Source organism: Streptomyces sp. NPDC059355 (assembly GCF_042752335.1).
Lineage (GTDB): Bacteria > Actinomycetota > Actinomycetes > Streptomycetales > Streptomycetaceae > Streptomyces.
In genome coordinates, this window is the sequence record NZ_JBHYXN010000029.1 from 1 (window position 1) to 18951 (window position 18951).

Annotated in this window: 14 protein-coding genes; 10 read left to right on the top strand and 4 right to left on the bottom strand. The window is 72.8% G+C overall.

The features are described 5' to 3' along the window. Window positions 1-102 precede the first annotated feature (102 nt). From ACFXGI_RS25265 to ACFXGI_RS25280, 4 genes are all read right to left on the bottom strand, one after another. On the bottom strand, window positions 103-2553 hold the full coding sequence (locus ACFXGI_RS25265; protein ID WP_384710785.1) for a DUF3488 and DUF4129 domain-containing transglutaminase family protein: 2451 nt from the start codon (window positions 2551-2553) through the stop codon (window positions 103-105). Continuing rightward, window positions 2550-3911, bottom strand: coding sequence for a DUF58 domain-containing protein (locus ACFXGI_RS25270; RefSeq protein ID WP_384710788.1), 1362 nt, complete (start codon window positions 3909-3911; stop codon window positions 2550-2552). The genes ACFXGI_RS25265 and ACFXGI_RS25270 overlap by 4 nt, the downstream gene beginning before the upstream one ends. Beyond that, window positions 3911-4921, bottom strand: coding sequence for an AAA family ATPase (locus tag ACFXGI_RS25275; protein WP_384710791.1), 1011 nt, complete (start codon window positions 4919-4921; stop codon window positions 3911-3913). The genes ACFXGI_RS25270 and ACFXGI_RS25275 overlap by 1 nt, the downstream gene beginning before the upstream one ends. 135 nt (window positions 4922-5056) lie before the next feature. Further along, window positions 5057-5644: a beta-class carbonic anhydrase gene (locus tag ACFXGI_RS25280; RefSeq protein WP_384710793.1), complete on the bottom strand. Its 588-nt coding sequence runs from the start codon at window positions 5642-5644 to the stop codon at window positions 5057-5059. A gap of 305 nt (window positions 5645-5949) precedes the next feature. Here ACFXGI_RS25280 and rsmH point away from each other — a divergent pair, with 305 nt between their 5' ends. The 10 genes from rsmH to ACFXGI_RS25330 all read left to right on the top strand — a co-directional run bounded on the left by rsmH (window position 5950) and on the right by ACFXGI_RS25330 (window position 18682). Continuing rightward, entirely contained in the window at window positions 5950-6879 is a 930-nt protein-coding gene (gene rsmH / locus ACFXGI_RS25285; protein ID WP_384710796.1) for a 16S rRNA (cytosine(1402)-N(4))-methyltransferase RsmH, read from the top strand. Then, entirely contained in the window at window positions 6876-7403 is a 528-nt protein-coding gene (locus ACFXGI_RS25290) for a hypothetical protein (protein ID WP_384710798.1), read from the top strand. Before rsmH ends, ACFXGI_RS25290 begins: the two co-directional genes overlap by 4 nt. Window positions 7404-7547: 144 nt before the next feature. Beyond that, the gene (locus tag ACFXGI_RS25295) at window positions 7548-9560 is read left to right on the top strand and encodes a peptidoglycan D,D-transpeptidase FtsI family protein (RefSeq protein ID WP_384710801.1); all 2013 of its coding nucleotides are present in this window, start codon (window positions 7548-7550) and stop codon (window positions 9558-9560) included. A gap of 45 nt (window positions 9561-9605) precedes the next feature. Further along, window positions 9606-11321 (top strand): UDP-N-acetylmuramoyl-L-alanyl-D-glutamate--2,6-diaminopimelate ligase, encoded by a 1716-nt coding sequence (locus tag ACFXGI_RS25300; RefSeq protein ID WP_384710803.1) that lies wholly within the window; start codon window positions 9606-9608, stop codon window positions 11319-11321. Then, window positions 11318-12742, top strand: a complete 1425-nt coding sequence (gene murF / locus ACFXGI_RS25305; protein WP_384710806.1) for a UDP-N-acetylmuramoyl-tripeptide--D-alanyl-D-alanine ligase — start codon at window positions 11318-11320, stop codon at window positions 12740-12742. The genes ACFXGI_RS25300 and murF overlap by 4 nt, the downstream gene beginning before the upstream one ends. Further along, window positions 12739-13809 carry a phospho-N-acetylmuramoyl-pentapeptide-transferase gene (gene mraY / locus ACFXGI_RS25310; RefSeq protein WP_384710808.1) on the top strand — a complete coding sequence of 357 codons (1071 nt, stop codon included), beginning with the start codon at window positions 12739-12741 and terminating at the stop codon, window positions 13807-13809. Before murF ends, mraY begins: the two co-directional genes overlap by 4 nt. Continuing rightward, window positions 13791-15218 carry a UDP-N-acetylmuramoyl-L-alanine--D-glutamate ligase gene (gene murD / locus ACFXGI_RS25315; protein ID WP_384710811.1) on the top strand — a complete coding sequence of 476 codons (1428 nt, stop codon included), beginning with the start codon at window positions 13791-13793 and terminating at the stop codon, window positions 15216-15218. The genes mraY and murD overlap by 19 nt, the downstream gene beginning before the upstream one ends. Window positions 15219-15297: 79 nt before the next feature. Continuing rightward, window positions 15298-16704, top strand: coding sequence for a putative lipid II flippase FtsW (gene ftsW, locus ACFXGI_RS25320; RefSeq protein WP_384710814.1), 1407 nt, complete (start codon window positions 15298-15300; stop codon window positions 16702-16704). A gap of 6 nt (window positions 16705-16710) precedes the next feature. Then, a complete protein-coding gene (gene murG, locus ACFXGI_RS25325; RefSeq protein ID WP_030863673.1) occupies window positions 16711-17805 on the top strand; it encodes an undecaprenyldiphospho-muramoylpentapeptide beta-N-acetylglucosaminyltransferase in 1095 nt (364 codons plus the stop codon). 16 nt (window positions 17806-17821) lie between these two features. Continuing rightward, window positions 17822-18682 carry a cell division protein FtsQ/DivIB gene (locus tag ACFXGI_RS25330; RefSeq protein WP_384710818.1) on the top strand — a complete coding sequence of 287 codons (861 nt, stop codon included), beginning with the start codon at window positions 17822-17824 and terminating at the stop codon, window positions 18680-18682. Window positions 18683-18951: the final 269 nt, after the last annotated feature.

The window sequence follows — 18951 nt, forward strand, 5'->3', positions numbered from 1 at the left end:
TTGCGGTGGGGGGCCCCCTCGGGGGGGGGGGGGGGGGCCACCGAGCCCCGCCGTTTCGCGTCCGCGGGTGGTGCGTGCCGGAGGCGCCGCGGGGCTACGGCCTCAGCCGCGGCCCCGCAGGGGGAGGCGGGCCCGGGTGCGGGACAGCAGCGTCGAGACGGGAGCCAGCCGGGCCGCGACGGCTGTCGCCAGGGCGGACCACCGCGCGGCCGCGGGCCAGCGGAGCCGGGCCGCAGAGCGGGGGAGGAGCACCGCGCGCACGCGGCCGCCGCGCGTCAGCGGAGCCAGCAGCGCGGTGCGGGCCAGCAGGACGTCCGTCCCCAGCCCGGCGTACGTCGCCTCCGTGCCCGGTGGCGCGTACAGCGAGCGCTCCACCGCCTCCGCGACCCGGTGCACCGCCTCCGCCGCCTCCGGCGTCAGCCGGCCCAGCTCCGTGATCCTCGCCGCCGCCCGGCGCGGGGACAGGGCCTCGTCCGGGGCGATGCCCACGTCCCAGGCCGCGTCCGCCAGCTCCTGCCAGGCCTGCAGGACCTGCCCCGCGACCAGCCGCCGCTTCCGCAGCCGCGTACGCCACAGCAGCGGGAGCAGCGGGAGGGCCAGCAGGGCCACGATCGACAGCGTCCAGGTCAGCACCGTCTGCAGCGACGGCCCGCCGCCACCGGAACCGGCCTTCGTCTGCGGCGCTGCCACCCCGCACTCGCCCAGCTTCTTCGCCTCCGGCGGGCAGTCGTCGGCCTTCGACGGCGCGGCCGAGGGCTGCGCCGCGCCCTGCGAGGGCAGCGCCGTCGGCGCGGACGGCTGGGCCGCCGGGACCTCGGCCCGGGAGTAGTCCGGGATCGTGATGCCCTGGCGCGGCGTCGGCTCGAACCGGGTCCAGCCCACGCCCTCGAAGTACAGCTCCGGCCACGCGTGCGCATCACGCATCGACACGTTCACGCTGCCGTCCGACTGCTTCTCGCCGGGCGTGAACCCCACCGCCACCCGCGCCGGGATCCCGAGCGAGCGCGACATCGCCGCCATCGAGAACGCGAAGTGGATGCAGAACCCCTCCTTGTCGGCGAGGAACCGGGCGATGGCCTGCGACCCCGTACCCGAGGCCACCTTCGTGTCGTAGCGGAAGCCGCCGTTCACGGCGAAGTAGTCCTGGAGCTTCACCGCGCGCGTGTAGTCGTCCTTCGCGCCCTTCGTCACCTGGCGGGCCGTATCGGCGACCACCGCCGGCAGATTGTCGGGAATCTTCGTGTACTCGGCCCTGATGAGCGGGTCCGGCGCCGGCGCCGCCTGCAGCTGCTCCGCCGTCGGCCGCAGCAGCAGGCTGCGCACCGTGTACATCGCGCCCTGGACGTTCTGGAACCTGTCCCGGCCCAGCTGGTCGCCGACCAGGGTCCGGCCGGCCGGCTCGAACCGCCACTTGCCCGGGATGTCCACGGACGTCGCCGGGTAGGGCATCGGCAGGTAGCGCTGCGCGTACGTGTCCGCCGCGGAGACGCTCGTCCGTACCTCGACCCCCGTCTGCCGGACCTCACCGCTCAGCCCCGGCGGGGCCGGCAGCCGCTCCGGCACGTCGGTCAGGGCCCGGCCCGAGGCCTCCCACTTGACGCCGTTGAACTCGTCCAGGGCCAGGATCCGCAGGTACTGCTCGCCGAGCTGCGGGCTGTCCGTCCGGTACTTCAGCACCACCCGGTTGTCCTGGGCGTTCAGGCTGCCCTGCAGGGAGACCAGCGGGTTGACCGCCGAGATCGTCCCGCCGACCCCGACGCCGCCGTCGCCCGACTCGCCGCCCCGCGCGCCCAGCAGCCCGCCGCCGAGCGCGGGCAGCGCCGCCGGCACCGCCAGCGCGATGCCCAGCGCCACCGCGCCGATCCGCCGCCCGGTCCGTACGGGCGCCAGCGCCTGGCCGGAGCCCGCGCCGACGCCGCCGTACCCCGAGCCCGACGCGGCCCGCTCGCTCGGGGCCGCGCCGAAGACCCGGCCCCACTGCGCGAGCCGGTCGCGGCCCTCGGCCAGCAGCAGCAACAGGTAGCCGCAGCCGGCCAGCAGGAAGGAGATCCAGGAGGCCCCGGAACCGCCGGAGAGCCCCGCGGCGACCGAGTACAGCGCGAGCAGCGGAAGCCCGGCCGCGGCCGCGGTCCGCAGCGTCACGGCCAGCAGGTCCACCAGCAGCCCGATCAGCAGCGCCCCGGACAGCAGCAGCAGCCGGATGCCGTCCGTCAGCGGAGCCGGGATCGCGAACTCGCCGACGTCCTGGACGCCCTGCTGGAACAGGGCGCCGAAGTCCGTCACCAGATAGGCCGTCGGCCCGGTCCCGGTGGATTCGCCCTTGCCCGCGAACAGGAACATCAGCACCAGCAGCGACACCAGCACCTGGGACGCCACGGTGAGCGTGCGCCCCAGCGGCACCCGCCGGACCCCGGCCCCCACCGCGCTCTGCACGGCCAGCAGGGCCCCCGCCTCGAGCACCCAGCCCGACGAGTCCACCAGCGCGGCCAGCGACCACGACGTGAGCAGCGTCGCCAGCATCGCGAAGAGCGTCACGCGCGCCCGCCCGCTCATCCCCGACCTCCGGACGTACCCGTGCCGAGCGGAGCGTTCCCGGCCCGGCGCCACAGCTCCCCGTACGCCAGCCCGGGCGGCACGGCCAGCGCCGTCCAGCCCGCGTCGCGCAGCCTGCCCACCCGTGCCTCGACCCGCGAGGGCCGCCCGTCCCACAGCGCGGAGTCCAGGACGAAGGCCACCGCGGCCCCGCAGCGCCCGCGCATATTGGCCGCCACTTCCGTCTGTACGTCGTCCAGGTCCCCGAAGAAGGCGATCAGGAGCCCGTCACCGCCGGCTCCGGCGAAGCCCCCGCCGTGGCCGCCGCCGCTGCGCACCGCTTCGTACGCGCGCGTCAGTCCGGCGCCGTCGGAGTGCCCGACGACCGCGAGGGTGTCCATCATCAGCCCGGCGGCCTCCGCGGACTCCTGGCCGCCGGAGGAGAAGCCGCCGCCGTCGCCGGGCACCGAGGTGCCCGAGTCCGTCAGCAGCCGCGTCGAGAAGCCCTGTTCGAGCAGGTGCACCAGGGTGGACGCGGCTCCGGACACCGCCCACTCGAACGCGCAGTCCGGTCCGGCGCCCTCGAAGGCGACCCCGCGGGTGTCCAGCAGGACCGTGGCCTTGCTGCGCTGGGGCTGTTCCTCGCGGCGCACCATCAGCTCGCCGTAGCGGGCGGTGGAGCGCCAGTGCACCCGGCGCAGGTCGTCGCCGCGCCGGTAGCCGCGCGGGATCACGTCGTCGTCGCCGGCCAGGGCCAGCGAGCGGCGGCTGCCGTCGCCGTAGCCGGAGGTCTGGCCGGTCAGCCGGACCGGGGGCAGGGCCTCGGTGCGCGGGATGACGGTGAGGGTGTCGTACGCGCTGAACGAGCGGGTCAGCTCGACCAGCCCGAAGGGGTCGGTCAGCCGCAGCTGGAGCGGGCCCAGCGGATAGCGGCCGCGCAGGTCGGAGCGGACCCGGTAGGAGACCTCGCGGCGCCCGCCGGGCTCGACGCGGTCCAGGACGAAGCGGGGCCGGGGGCCGAGCACGTACGGAACCCGGTCCTGGAGCATCAGCAGTCCGGTGGGGAGCCGGGAGACGTTCTCCATGCGCAGCCGGACCCGAGCCTCGGAGCCCGCGGGCACCCGCATCGGGGTCAGCCGGCGGCTGCCGGAGACCCGGTGGCGGGTGCGGTGCAGGGCGAGGACGCAGATCAGCGGCAGGACGGCGAGCAGCAGCCCGACCCGGAGCAGTTCGCCCTGGCCGAGCACGTACGCGCACAGGGCGGCGGCCACCCCGGCGGCCAGGAAGGACCGGCCGCGGGTGGTCAGTCCCGCCAGCGAGGCGCGCAGCCCGCCGCCGCCGCGGCCCTCGCCGGCGCCGCGCGGGGCACCGGCGCTCATCAGAAGCCCCGGATGCCCGCGCCGGGCGGCATCTCGCCGCGGGCGTGCGCGGCGGGGACGGGGGTGCGCTGGAGGATCTCGTGGACGACCTGTTCGGCGGTGCGCCGGTTCAGCTGGGCCTGCGCGGTGGGCAGCAGCCGGTGCGCGAGGACGGGCGCGGCCAGCTCCTGCACGTCGTCGGGCAGTACGTAGTCCCGGCCGGACAGCGCGGCGGAGGCCTTCACGGCGCGCAGCAGGTGGAGCGTGGCGCGCGGCGAGGCGCCCAGGCGCAGGTCCGGATGGCTGCGGGTCGCGGAGACCAGGTCGACGACGTAGCGCCGGACGGGCTCGGCGACGTACACCTCGCGGACGGCCTCTATCAGCTTGACGATGTCGTGCGCGTGCGCGACGGCCTGGAGGTCGTCGAGCGGGGAGGTCCCGCCGTGTACGTCGAGCATCTGGAGCTCGGCGTCGGGGCTCGGGTAGCCGACGGAGACGCGGGCCATGAAGCGGTCGCGCTGGGCCTCGGGGAGGGGGTAGGTGCCCTCCATCTCCACCGGGTTCTGGGTGGCGACCACCATGAACGGGCTCGGCAGCGTGTACGTCGTGCCGTCGATGGTGACCTGGCGCTCCTCCATCGACTCCAGCAGCGCGGACTGGGTCTTCGGCGAGGCGCGGTTGATCTCGTCGCCGATGACGATCTGCGCGAAGATCGCGCCCGGCTTGAACTCGAACTCGCGGCGCTGCTGGTCGTAGATGCTGACACCGGTGATGTCGGACGGCAGCAGGTCCGGCGTGAACTGGATGCGCTGGACCGAGCAGTCGATGGACTTCGCCAGCGTCTTGGCCAGCATCGTCTTGCCGACGCCGGGGACGTCCTCGATCAGCAGGTGTCCCTCGGCGAGCAGCACGGTCAGCGCGATGCGTACGACCTCGGGCTTGCCCTCGATCACGCTCTCGACGGAGTGGCGCACCCGCTCCGCCGTGCTCGTCAGATCCGCGAGGCTCGCTCGGTCGTCATACGTCGTCACCTGGTTCTCCTCGGCCCTTTCCGCAGGGCCGACGCTCTCGGCGCACTCCGGCCCACCCCGACATGGACGCCGGCCCGGACGGTTTTCCGGGCGGCGTCTTCTCGCATTCTTGACGGCGTTGTGGCCTTGTGTCACTCACGAGGCGGGATCGATCTCCCGCAGGAGTCCGGTGTGCACGTCGAAGACGAAGCCTCGCACATCGTCGCGGTGGGGCAGGAAGGGGTTCGTCCGGACCCGCTGCATGGACTGCCGGACGTCCTGGTCCACGTCCCGGAAGGCCTCGACGGCCCAGGCGGGGCGCTGGCCGACCTCGTCCTCGAGCTCGTGCCGGAAGTCCTCGGTCAGGCGTTCGAGGCCGCAGCCGGTGTGGTGGATCAGTATCACCGTGCGGGTGCCGAGGGCGCGCTGGCTGATGGTGAGGGAGCGGATGGTGTCGTCGGTGACCACGCCGCCCGCGTTGCGGATGGTGTGGCAGTCGCCGAGCTCCAGGCCGAGGGCCTTGTGCAGGTCGAGGCGGGCGTCCATACAAGCCACGACGGCCACATGGAGGACGGGGCGGGCGTCCATGCCCGGGTCCGCGAATTCCGCGGCGTACTCCCGGTTCGCCGCGACGAGCCGGTCCGTGACCGAGCTGCCGCCGGATGCCTGGGGGGTGGTCTCTGCGGGCAGGGATGCGGAAGTCGTCATGCATACGACGGTAGTGGTCACCGCTGGTAAAGGCATCGAGTGAGGGTGGACAAAGAACGTCAACCCGCCTTGTTGTGAGCTAACCCACAGGGGTGAGGAGGCGGCGACCATATGGGTGATTCGCGGCTTTCGGGGGTTCCGTACGAGAGGCGCGCACGGCGCGCGGGGCGGTTCGTTGACCGCGGCGACCGTTGCACTAAAGTGACGCGAACCGGCCGGAGCCCGGCCCTGACCGGCCGCCCGGCCTCCTGGTAACACTCCGCGTGCGCGGCGCGGCGTATGCCTGCCGCGCCGTTATCTGAGAGGGCGCTTTGACTAGCGAGTCCCGACATGTCCCGGTGATGCTCCAGCGGTGCCTGGACCTGTTGGCCCCGGCGCTGGAGAGGCCCGGGGCCGTCGTCGTCGACTGCACCCTCGGCCTCGGCGGCCACAGCGAGGCCCTGCTGACCCGGTTCCCCGAGGCACACCTGATCGGCCTCGACCGCGACAAGGAGGCCCTGCGGCTCTCCGGCGAGCGGCTCGCGCCCTACGGTGACCGTGCCACCCTCGTCCACGCCGTGTACGACGAGCTGCCCGACGTACTGGACCGGCTCGGCATCCCCGCCGTCCAGGGCGTCCTCTTCGACCTGGGCGTCTCGTCCATGCAGCTCGACGAGGCCGACCGCGGGTTCGCGTACGCGCAGGACGCGCCACTGGACATGAGGATGGACCAGTCGACCGGGATGAGCGCCGCCGAGGTGCTCAACACCTACCCGCCTGGCGAACTCGTGCGGATCCTGCGCCAGTACGGCGAGGAGAAGCAGGCCAAGCGGATCGTCTCGGCGGTCGTCCGCGAGCGGGAGAAGGAGCCGTTCACGAACAGCGCGCGGCTGGTCGAACTGATCCGCGACGCGCTGCCGCAGGCCGCGAAGCGGACGGGCGGCAACCCGGCGAAGCGGACCTTCCAGGCGCTGCGCATCGAGGTCAACGGCGAGCTGTCGGTCCTGGAGCGGGCGATCCCCGCGGCCGTGGAGCGGATCGCGGTGGGCGGCCGGATCGCGGTGCTCTCGTACCACTCGCTGGAGGACCGGCTGGTCAAGCAGGTCTTCGCGGCCGGCGCGGCGTCGACGGCGCCGCCGGGGCTGCCGGTGGTGCCGGAGAAGTACCAGCCCAAGCTGAAGCTGCTCACCCGGGGCGCGGAGCTGCCCACGGAGGAGGAGATCGCCGAGAACCGGCGGGCCGCACCGGCCCGCTTCCGCGGGATCGAGCGCATCCGGGAGGCGCGGCTGTGAGCAGAGCCGGGGGACTGGGGCGGCTGCGCGGCCCTTCGGGCGGCGGATCGGGCGGCTCCCCGGGACAGGCGGCGCGGATGCCGTTCGTCCTGCTGGTGGTCGCGCTGCTGGCCGGTGGGCTGATCAGCCTGCTGCTCCTGAACTCGGCGCTCAACCAGGGGTCCTTCCAGCTGAGCAAGCTGAAGAAGGAGACCACCGCGCTCACGGACGAGGAGCAGGCGCTGCAGCGGGACGTGGACGGGTACTCGGCGCCCGACGCCCTGCAGCGACGGGCGCACGAGCTCGGCCTGGTCCCGGGCGGGAGCCCGGTCTTCATCGGCCCGGACGGCAAGGTGACGGGCACGGCTTCCCCCGCGGAGCCCCCACCGCCGACCCCGGCCGCGGCGGCCGGCGCCCCGGCCCCGGCAGGCACCCCGGCCTCCGCCCAGCCCGGGGCCCCGGGCTGGGCTCCGGCGGCCGCCCCGCAGGCCGGGCAGCCCGCGCCGGGCGGTGCCCCCCAGTCCAACCCGACCTCCGGAAGGTGACGTCGTGACGCGGACCCTCCCCCAGCTCCCGCCGGGGGCACCCCCCGGGGGACCCTCCCCCTGCACCGGTCCTTCCGCCCCCGCGGGGCCGCCGCTGCGCGCGGCCGCCACCTCACCGCCCCGCTCGGCCGCGGCGGTGGCCGCGTGAGCGCCCCCGGCGGGCGGCGGGTGCCCGGGCCCGGCTCCAGGTCCGGGCCGGGACGGCCGCGGTCCGGCTCACGGCCCGCGGCCCGGCGGCCCGGCCCCGCGAGGCAGCCGCACACCATCCGGCTCGGGAGTCCCAAGCCGCGGCTGCGGCTCGTCAGCGTCGGGCTGACCCTCGTCATGCTGGCCTTCGTCGTGCGGCTGCTCCAGGTGCAGGCCGTCGACGCCTCGGCCTACTCCGCCAAGGCCTCCGAGAACCGCTTCGCCAGCTACACCCTCGCCGCCGAGCGCGGCGAGATCACCGACCGCAAGGGCGTCGCGCTCGCGACCAGCGTCGACGCGTACGACATCACCGCCGACCCGAAGATGTTCACCCCGCAGGACAGCAAGGCCCCGGACGCCCCCGAGCAGGCCGCCGCCCTGCTCGCGCCGATCCTCGGCAAGGACGCCAAGGAGCTCACCGCCCGCCTCAGGACCAAGAACACCCGCTACGTCGTCCTGGCCCGCCGCCAGACCCCCCAGGTCTGGAACCAGATCAAGGACCTCAAGCGGGTCTTCGCCGACAAGGCGGCCGCGGACAAGAAGAACAGCGGCCCCGGCGCCAACGTCCTCGCCGGCGTGTTCAACGAGGACAGCAGCAAGCGCGTGTACCCCAACGGGGACCTGGCCGCCGGGATACTGGGCTACGTCAACGCCGAGGGCAAGGGCGCCGGCGGCCTCGAGTCCTCCCTCGACAAGAAGCTGGCCGGCAAGGACGGCGCGATCACGTACGCCCAGTCCGGCGGCCGCCGCGTGCCCACCGCCGGGTCCAGCGAGAAGCCCGCCGTCCCCGGCGAGGACATCGAGCTGACCATCGACCGCGACATCCAGTGGGCGGCGCAGAGCGCCATCAGCGAGCAGGTCGCCAAGTCCGAGGCCGACCGCGGCTACGTCGTCGTCCAGGACACCCGCACCGGCGAGGTGCTGGCCATGGCCAACGCCCCCGGCTTCGACCCCAACGACCTGTCGAAGGCCAGCTCCGCCGCCATGGGCAACGCGGCGCTCCAGGACGTGTACGAACCCGGCTCCACCGCCAAGGTGATGTCGATGGCCGCCGTGCTGGAGGAGAAGAAGGCCACCCCCGGGACCCACGTCGAGGTCCCCAACCGGCTGCACCGCGGCGACCGGCTGTTCAAGGACGACATCGACCACCCGACCTGGTACCTGACCCTCAACGGGGTCCTCGCCAAGTCCTCGAACATCGGCACCATCCTGGCCACCGGCCAGCTCGGCGCCACCCAGCCCGAGGCCAACCGGGTCCTGTACTCCTACCTGAACAAGTTCGGCATCGGGCAGCCCACCGGCCTGAACTACCCGGGCGAGTCCCGCGGCATCCTCGCCCGGCCCGAGGCCTGGTCCACCTCCCAGCAGTTCACGATCCCTTTCGGCCAGGGCCTGTCCCTCAACGCCATGCAGGCGGCCTCCGTGTACTCGACCATCGCCAACGGCGGCGTACGGGTCGCACCCACGCTCGTCCGCGGCACCAAGGGCCCCGACGGCCGCTTCACCCCCGCCCCGGCGCCCGAGCAGACCCGCGTGATCAGCCCGGAGACCGCCAAGACCCTGTCCGAGATGCTGGAGTCGGTCGTCGACGACCAGGAGGGCACCGGCACCAAGGCCCGCATCCCCGGCTACCGGGTCGGCGGCAAGACCGGCACGTCCAACCGGGTGGATCCGGCCACCGGCCGCTACAAGGGCTACACGGCCTCCTTCGCCGGCTTCGCACCCGCCGACAACCCGCGGATCACCGTCTACTGCGCCATCCAGAACCCCACCAAGGGCAGCTACTTCGGCGGCCAGATCTGCGGCCCGATCTACAAGAAGGTCATGGAGTTCGCCCTCAAGACCCTCCAGGTCGCCCCGACCGGGACCGCCCCCGCCGGGCTCCCGGTCACCTTCGACGCCGGCCCCCCGTCCGCCCCCCAGCCCTCCGCAGCGCCCTCCGCACAGCCCAGCCGGCAGCCCGGCCAGTGACCCGGCGGGCCGGCCGGCCCGCCAGAAATCCGTGAGGCACCATCAGTGACAACGATCACCCCGAAACCCGGGAACCCGTCGGCCGCCGACCACGCGGCCGGGCCCTCACTTCGCGAGCGGCCCGCCACGCCCGGTACGCTCACCGCCGTGCCCCACGCTGATCAGCCCAGAACCGCCCAGAAAGACGCCCCGGCAACGCCGCCGGGAGCGCCCCGGCCACAGGCCGCCCGCCCGACACCCCTGGGCGAGCTGGCCGACCTGCTGGGCATCGAAGCCTCCTCCGTAGCCGCCGGTGCGCGGCCCCCGCAGATCACCGGGATCACGCACGACTCCCGTGCCGTGCGCCCCGGCGACCTGTACGCGGCCCTGCCCGGCGCCAAGCTGCACGGCGCCGACTTCGCCGCGCAGGCGGCCGCCCTCGGCGCCGCGGCCGTGCTGACGGACCCGGCGGGCGCCGAACGCGCCGCCGCGACCGGCCTGCCGGTCCTGGCCGTCGCCGACCCGCGTGGCCGGATGGGCGAGCTCGCCGCCACGATCTACGGCCGTCCCGGCGAGGGCCTGCTCCAGATCGGCATCACCGGCACCTCCGGCAAGACCACCACGGCGTACCTCGTCGAGGGCGGTCTGCGCGGAGCCGGGCGCTCCACCGGGCTGGTCGGCACCGTCGAGATGCGCATCGGCGACGAGCGCATCAAGTCGGAGCGCACCACCCCCGAGGCCACCGATCTCCAGGCCCTGTTCGCGGTCATGCGCGAACGCGGGGTCGAGGCCGTCGCCATGGAGGTCTCCAGCCACGCCCTGGTGCTCGGCCGGGTCGACGGATGCGTCTTCGACGTCGCCGTCTTCAACAACCTGAGCCCGGAGCACATGGAGTTCCACTCGGACATGGAGGACTACTTCCAGGCCAAGGCGCAGCTCTTCACCGAGCGCCGCGCCCGCCTCGGGGTGGTCAACATCGACGACGAGTACGGCCGCCGCCTCGCCAAGGAGGCCTCGATCCCGGTGGTCACCTTCTCCGCCGAGGGCGACGCGGCCGCCGACTGGCGCGCCGAGGACGTCGTGTTCGGGCACATGGACTCCACGCTGACCGTGGTCGGCCCGGAGGGGCAGCGCGTACGGGCCACGGCCCCGCTGCCCGGCCCGTTCAACGTCGCCAACACCGTCGCCGCGATCGCCACGCTCGCCGCCGCCGGCCTCGACCCGCAGACCGCCGCCGACGGCGTCGCCGCGGTCCCCGGGGTCCCCGGCCGGCTGGAGCGGGTGGACGCGGGCCAGCCGTACCTCGCCGTCGTCGACTACGCGCACAAGACGGACGCCGTCGAATCGGTGCTCCGCGCGCTGCGCGAGGTCACCACCGGCAAGCTGCACATCGTGCTCGGCTGCGGCGGCGACCGCGACACCACCAAGCGTGCCCCGATGGGCTCCGCTGCCGCCCGGTTCGCCGACACCGCCGTGCTGACCTCCGACAACCCGCGCTCCGAGGACCCCCTCGCGATCCTCGCCGCGATGTTCGGGGGCGCCGTCTCCGTACCCGCCGAAGAGCGCGGCACGGTCCTCGTCGACGCCGACCGGGCCGCGGCGATCGCCGCGGCCGTCGCCCGCGCCGAGCCCGGCGACACCGTGCTGGTGGCCGGCAAGGGCCACGAGCAGGGCCAGGAAACGGCGGGCGTCGTACGGCCCTTCGACGACCGCGCGGTGCTCCGCGCCGCGATCGAACGCCAGCAAGGCAGCAACGTCCGACAGGCCGAGGTGAACCAGTGATCGCCCTTTCCCTCGCCGAGATCGCCGACATCACCGGCGGGCGGCCCCACGACATACCGGATCCGTCCGTGCGGATCACCGGGCCCGTGGTCATCGACTCCCGCCAGGTGGAGGCCGGCAGCCTGTTCGCCGCGTTCGACGGCGAGCACGTCGACGGCCACGACTACGCCGAGCGCGCGGTCGCCTCCGGAGCCGCGGCCGTCCTCGCCGCCCGGCCCGTCGGCGTACCCGCGATCGTCGTCGCCGACGTCGAGAAGGCCCTGGGCGCCCTCGCCCGGGCCGTCGTCGAGCGCCTCGGCACCGACGTGGTGGCCCTGACCGGCTCCGCCGGCAAGACCTCCACCAAGGACCTCATCGCCCAGGTGCTCCAGGCCCACGCGCCGACCGTGTGGACCCCGGGCTCCCTCAACAACGAGATCGGCCTGCCGCTCACCGCGCTGCGCGCGACGGAGGAAACCCGGCACCTGGTGCTGGAGATGGGCGCCCGCGGCATCGGGCACATCGAGTACCTCACCGGCCTGACCCCGCCGCGCATCGGACTCGTCCTCAACGTCGGGACCGCCCACATCGGCGAGTTCGGCGGCCGCGAGCAGATCGCCCAGGCCAAGGGCGAACTCGTCGAAGCCCTGCCTGCCGAAGCCGACGGCGGAGTCGCCGTCCTCAACGCCGACGATCCGCTGGTGCGCGCGATGTCCGCCCGGACGAAGGCCCGTACGGTGCTGTTCGGCGAGGCCGACGACGCCGACGTACGGGCCACGGAAGTCCGCATGACACCGGCGGGACAGCCCTCCTTCACACTCCACACACCCACCGGGTGCGGCGAAGTGACCTTGCGCCTGTACGGTGAGCACCACGTGTCGAACGCGCTCGCCGCGGCCGCCGTCGCCCATGTACTGGGCATGTCCACCGAGGAGATCGCCACCGCGCTCTCCGGGGCGGGCACCTTGTCCCGGTGGCGGATGGAGGTCACCGAGCGGGCGGACGGCGTGACGATCGTCAACGACGCCTACAACGCGAATCCCGAGTCCATGCGGGCCGCTCTGCGCGCGCTAGCCGCGATGGGCGGCACGGCCAAGGCCGGCGGGGGACGTACGTGGGCGGTGCTCGGTCCGATGGCCGAGCTCGGGGACGCATCGTTGGCCGAGCACGACGCGGTGGGACGGCTTGCCGTCCGGCTCAACGTGAGCAAGCTCGTCGCAGTCGGGGGCAGGGAAGCGTCCTGGCTGCAGCTGGGCGCATATAACGAGGGTTCGTGGGGTGAGGAGTCGGTGGTCGTGTCCGACGCGCAGGCGGCGATCGACCTGTTGCGCAGTGAACTGCGCCCGGGTGACGTCGTGCTGGTGAAGGCTTCCAGGTCGATCGGCCTGGAGCGGGTCGCTCTGGCTCTGCTGTCCGCCGAGGGCGAGGTCGCCGACCGATGAGGCAGATCCTCTTCGCCGGTGTCATCGGCATGTTCCTGACCGTGGTCGGCACCCCGCTGCTGATCAAGCTGCTGGCCCGCAAGGGCTACGGCCAGTTCATCCGCGACGACGGCCCGCGCGGCCACGCCGGGAAGAAGGGCACGCCCACCATGGGCGGCATCTCCTTCATCCTGGCGACGATCATCGCGTACGCCCTGACGAAGGTGATCACGGGCAGCCCGGCCACGTTCTCCGGCGTGCTGGTGCTCTTCCTGATGTCCGGCATGGGCATCGTGGGCTACCTCGACGACTACATCAAGATCGTCAAGCGTCGCTCGCTCGGCCTGCGGGCCAAGGCCAAGATGGCCGGCCAGCTGATCGTCGGCATCGCCTTCGCCGTGCTCGCGCTGCAGTTCAAGGACGGCCGCGGCAACGCCCCGGCCTCCACCAAGCTGTCCTTCGTCACGGACTTCGGCTGGTCGATCGGCCCGGTGCTGTTCGTCGTCTGGGCGCTGTTCATGATCCTGGCGATGTCCAACGGCGTGAACCTGACGGACGGTCTGGACGGCCTGGCCACCGGCGCCGCGGTGATGGTCTTCGGCGCGTACACGTTCATCGGCGTCTGGCAGTTCCAGGAGTCGTGCGCCAACGCGCAGACCCTGACGAACCCCAACGCCTGCTTCGAGGTGCGAGATCCGCTGGACCTCGCGATCGTCGCCTCCGCGCTGATGGGCGCCTGCTTCGGCTTCCTGTGGTGGAACACCTCTCCCGCCAAGATCTTCATGGGTGACACCGGCTCGCTGGCCCTCGGCGGCGCCCTCGCCGGTCTCGCGATCTGCTCCCGCACGGAGTTCCTGATCGCCCTCCTCGGCGGCCTCTTCGTCCTCATCACCATGTCGGTCGTCATCCAGGTCGGCTCCTTCAAGCTGACCGGGAAGCGCGTCTTCCGGATGGCCCCGCTGCAGCACCACTTCGAACTGAAGGGGTGGTCCGAGGTCCTGGTGGTGGTCCGGTTCTGGATCATCCAGGGCATGTGCGTGATCGTGGGTCTCGGACTCTTCTACGCGGGATGGGCAGCGGACAAGTGACGTCCTGGCAGGGCAAGAACATCACCGTCGCCGGTCTCGGCGTGAGCGGCATCAGTGCCGCCCGCGCCCTGGCCGGCCTCGGCGCATCGGTGACCGTCGTCGACGGCGGCGACACCGAGGGCCACCGGACCCGGGCCGCCGAACTCGGCGAGCTGGGCATCCCCGTACGGCTCGCGGACGCCGACACGCTGCCCGAGGGCACCGACCTGGTGGTCACCTCGCCCGGCTGGAAGCCGGACAGCCCGCTCTTCGCGGCCGCCGCGGCGGCCGGCGTCGAGGTCGTGGGCGACGTCGAGATCGCCTGGCAGCTGCGCGGCCCCGACGCCGCGCCCTGGCTGGCGATCACCGGCACCAACGGCAAGACCACCACCACCCAGATGCTCGCGTCGATCCTGAAGGCCGCGGGTCTGAAGACCGCGGCCGTCGGCAACATCGGCACCCCGATCGTCGACGTGGTGCTCGGCGAGGAGAAGTACGACGTACTCGCCGTCGAGCTCTCCAGCTACCAGCTGCACTGGGCGCCCTCGCTGCGCGCCCACTCGGCGGCGGTGCTCAACCTGGCCCCGGACCACCTCGACTGGCACGGCTCGATGGAGGCGTACGCCGCCGACAAGGGCCGCATCTACGAGGGCAACACGGTCGCCTGCGTCTACAACGTCGCCGACCCGGCCACCGAGGCCCTGGTCGCCCTCGCCGACGTCGAGGAGGGCTGCCGGGCGATCGGCTTCACCCTCGGCGCCCCCGGCCCCTCCATGCTCGGCGTCGTCGACGGCATCCTCGTCGACCGTGCCTTCGTCGAGAACCGGCAGAAGAACGCCCAGGAGCTCGCCGAGGTCAAGGACGTCAACCCGCCGGCCCCGCACAACATCGCCAACGCGCTCGCCGCGGCGGCCCTGGCCCGCGCCTTCGGCGTCGCGCCGCGCGCGGTCCGCGACGGGCTGCGCGACTTCCGCCCCGACGCGCACCGCGTCGCGTACGTGGACGAGGTCGCGGGGGTCACGTACATCGACGACTCCAAGGCCACCAACACGCACGCCGCCGAGGCCTCCCTGGCGGCCTTCGAGCCCGTCGTGTGGATCGCCGGCGGCCTCGCCAAGGGCGCGACCTTCGACGAACTCGTCCAGAACTCGCGGGGGCAGCTGCGCGCCGTGGTGCTGATCGGCGCCGACCGGGCGCTCATCGCCGAGGCGCTGGCGCGACACGCCCCCGAGGTCCCGGTCGTCGACCTCGACCGGACCGACACTGGGGCGATGCTCGCAGCGGTCCGGGAAGCGGCCCGGCTCGCAGAGCCCGGCGACACGGTTCTGCTGGCCCCGGCCTGTGCCTCGATGGACATGTTCGCGAACTACAACAAGCGCGGGGACGCATTCGCGGACGCGGTGCGCGAGCTGGCGGCCGGGGGCGCGTAGGTCCGGCCGGCCCGTTCCAGGTCGGCGAGCCCTCCCCGACCGGCTGCTCGCCTCGTACGAGTGGAGGGGAAGGTCACACATGCCGGCCAAGCAAGTGCTGCCGGGGCGGCGGCCGTCCGCAGCGAAGGCCGCCAAGCCCGTGAGCGGCGCCAAGTCCGCCAGGACGGTCAAGGCGCAGGGCCGCAGGCGTCCGGCGGGGAGCGTGCGGGCGCCCGGCGGGCGCGGGCCGCTGGAGCGGCTGCGGCGTACGCAGCGGCAGTTGCGCAAGGCCTGGGACCGGCCCCTCACCGCTTATTACCTGATTTTCGGCAGCTCGCTGCTCATCACCGTGCTCGGCCTGGTGATGGTCTACTCGGCCTCGATGATCAAAGCCCTCCAGCTGGGGCTGGGCGACGCGTACTTCTTCAAGAAGCAGTTCCTGGCCGCCCTGATCGGCGCCGGGCTGCTGCTGGTCGCCTCCCGGATGCCCGTCAAACTGCACCGGGCCCTGTCGTACCCCGTGCTCGCGGGAACCCTGTTCCTGATGGTCCTGGTCCAGGTCCCCGGGATAGGGGTGTCGATCAACGGCAACCAGAATTGGATCTCCCTTGGCGGTCCGTTCATGCTCCAGCCCAGTGAGTTCGGCAAGCTGGCACTGATCCTCTGGGGCGCCGACCTGCTGGCCCGCAAGGGCGAGAAGGAGCTGCTGAGCCAGTGGAAGCACCTGCTGGTGCCGCTGGTCCCGGTGGCCTTCCTGCTGCTCGGGCTGATCATGCTGGGCGGGGACATGGGCACCGCGATGATCCTCGGGGCCATCCTGTTCGGCCTGCTGTGGCTGGCGGGAGCCCCGACGCGGATGTTCGTGGCGGTGCTCGCCTTCGCGGGTGTGATCGTCGCACTGCTGATCAAGACCAGTCCGCACCGGATGGACCGGCTCGCCTGCCTCGGCGCGACGGATCCGGGCAGGGGCGACCTGTGCTGGCAGGCCGTGCACGGGATCTATGCCCTCGCATCGGGCGGATGGTTCGGTTCCGGGTTGGGTGCCAGTGTGGAAAAATGGGGACAACTGCCCGAAGCCCACACCGACTTCATCTTCGCCATCACCGGGGAGGAACTGGGTCTGGCGGGGACGCTGTCGGTACTCGCCCTGTTCGCGGCTCTAGGCTATGCGGGTATCCGCGTGGCCGGACGCACGGAGGACTCCTTCGTACGGTATGCCGCGGGAGGCGTGACCACCTGGATCACGGCGCAGGCCGTGATCAACATCGGTGCGGTGCTCGGTCTGCTGCCGATCGCCGGAGTCCCGCTCCCGCTGTTCTCGTACGGAGGGTCCGCGCTGCTGCCGACCATGTTCGCGGTCGGACTGCTCATCGCCTTCGCGCGGGAGGAGCCGGCGGCGCGCGCGGCGCTCGCGATGCGCCAGCCCAGGACGGGCTGGAAGCGGAGCGGGCAGAGATGGAAATCGATGAGACGGAGCGTCAAGAGGCGTCCGTCCGGAGAGCGGTGAATTTCGGTGCATGTCGTACTCGCCGGTGGGGGGACCGCCGGCCACATCGAGCCGGCGCTCGCCCTCGCGGACGCCCTGCGCAGGCAGGACCCTTCCGTGGGCATCACCGCCCTCGGCACGGAGCGCGGGCTCGAAACCCGCCTCGTGCCCGAGCGCGGCTATGAGCTGGGACTGATCCCGGCCGTCCCGCTGCCCCGCAAGCCCACCCCCGAGCTCATCACCGTCCCCGGACGGCTGCGCGGGACGATCAAGGCCGCAGAGGAGATCCTGGAGCGCACCAAGGCCGACTGCGTCGTCGGCTTCGGCGGCTACGTGGCCCTGCCCGGCTACCTCGCCGCCAAGCGGCTCGGGGTGCCGATCATCGTCCACGAGGCCAACGCCCGGCCGGGACTGGCCAACAAGATCGGCTCCCGCTACGCGCACGCCGTCGCGGTCTCCACCCCCGACAGCAAGCTGCGCGGCGCCCGCTACGTGGGCATCCCGCTGCGCCGCAGCATCTCCACCCTGGACCGGGCCGCGGTCCGCCCGGAGGCGCGCGCAGCCTTCGGTCTGGACCCCAACCTGCCGACCCTGCTGGTCTCCGGCGGCTCGCAGGGCGCCCGCCGCCTCAACGAGACCATCCAGCAGGTCGCTCCGACCCTCCAGCGCTCCGGGATCCAGATCCTGCACGCGGTCGGCCCGAAGAACGAACTGCCGCGTGTCGACAACATGCCCGGGATGCCGCCTTATGTGCCGGTACCGTACGTGGACCGGATGGATCTCGCGTACGCCGCCGCCGACATGATGCTGTGCCGCGCGGGCGCGATGACCGTCGCCGAACTCTCCGCCGTCGGGCTGCCGGCCGCGTACGTCCCGCTGCCGATCGGCAACGGCGAACAGCGGCTCAACGCCCAGCCGGTGGTCAAGGCCGGCGGCGGCCTGCTCGTCGACGACGCGGAGCTGACCCCCGAGTGGGTGCTCAGCCAGGTCCTCCCGGTGCTCGCCGACCCGCACCGCCTGTACGAGATGTCCCGCGCCGCCGCCGAGTTCGGTCGCCGCGACGCCGACGACCTGCTCGTGGCGATGGTGTACGAGGCGATCGCCGCACACAGGAACCGCTAGCGCAGGAGGCACAGGAGTGGCCGGAGCGACGACCGCACAGCGCGGCAATCCCGGGTCCGCCCGGAAGGGCAAGGGCTCCGGCTCTCCCAAGCCGCCCAAGCAGCCCGGGTCGTCGGGGCCCTCGGGCGGGTCCGGCCCGCGGGGCCCCGGTGTTCAGCGCCTCGTCCGGCGCCTGCGGCACCGGGGCCCCGTCCTGCTCTGCCTCCTTGCCGCCGCCCTCCTCACGGGGGGCGGCGGCTGGGTCCTCTACGGCTCCTCCTGGCTCCGCGTCGAGAAGGTGACCGCGAGCGGCACACAGGTGCTGACCCCCGAGCAGGTGCTGGCCGCCGCGGCCGTACCGGTCGGGGCGCCCCTGGTGACCGTGGACACCGACGAGATCGCGGGCCGGGTCCGCAGCCGGCTGCCCCGCGTCGATTCGGTCGACGTGGTGCGGGCCTGGCCGCACGGGATCGGGCTGAAAGTGACGGAGCGCAAACCCGTCCTGCTCATCAAAAAGGACGCCAAGTTCGTGGAAGTGGACGCTTCGGGTGTGCGATTCGACACGGCAGCGAAAGCTCCCGCGGGCGTTCCGGTCCTCGAATTGTCCGCGGCGCAGTCTCCGAGCGGCCGCCGCTTCGACGAGGAGCGGCTGCTGCGCGAGGCCGTCGGCGTCGCCGGAGACCTCCCCGAAGCGGTCGCCAAGGAGACGGTGCAGGTCAGGGTGGGCTCGTACGACTCGGTCGTACTGGAGTTGACCCGCGGCCGGACCGTGGTCTGGGGCAGCGGCGAGCAGGGCGAGGCGAAGGGGCGTGCGCTGGCGGCCCTGCTGAAAGCCGCGCCCAAGGCTGACCGCTTTGACGTGAGCGTCCCCACCGCCCCTGCGGTGTCCGGGAGTTGACGTCGGGTCGAACAGCGACGCACCCTGGTTGGCCACCGATACGGGTGATCACATAGGGTGAAAAGAAAAACGGGAGGTTCGGCGTGTTCGTTGAACACGCGCTACTTGTCGACTTAGTGTCCTGTTCGGAAGAGTCCAAGGAACAGGCACATACTTAACCCTAAACTTCAGGGTTAGGGTTCGGGTCGGCGCGTTCGGACCGTCCCACTTTTCGGCATCAGTCGTCGCAACGCAGGCCCGCGAGGCGGCGACACGTAACTCGAGGCGAG

Bases quoted from the DNA above. Each gene is read 5' to 3' on its own strand.
- ACFXGI_RS25265 (WP_384710785.1), bottom strand. From the start codon at position 2,553: ATGAGCGGGCGGGCGCGCGTGACGCTCTTCGCGATGCTGGCGACGCTG.
- ACFXGI_RS25270 (WP_384710788.1), bottom strand. From the start codon at position 3,911: ATGAGCGCCGGTGCCCCGCGCGGCGCCGGCGAGGGCCGCGGCGGCGGC.
- ACFXGI_RS25280 (WP_384710793.1), bottom strand. From the start codon at position 5,644: ATGCCTTTACCAGCGGTGACCACTACCGTCGTATGCATGACGACTTCC.
- rsmH (WP_384710796.1), top strand. From the start codon at position 5,950: ATGCTCCAGCGGTGCCTGGACCTGTTGGCCCCGGCGCTGGAGAGGCCC.
- mraY (WP_384710808.1), top strand. From the start codon at position 12,739: ATGAGGCAGATCCTCTTCGCCGGTGTCATCGGCATGTTCCTGACCGTG.
- murD (WP_384710811.1), top strand. From the start codon at position 13,791: ATGGGCAGCGGACAAGTGACGTCCTGGCAGGGCAAGAACATCACCGTC.
- ftsW (WP_384710814.1), top strand. From the start codon at position 15,298: ATGCCGGCCAAGCAAGTGCTGCCGGGGCGGCGGCCGTCCGCAGCGAAG.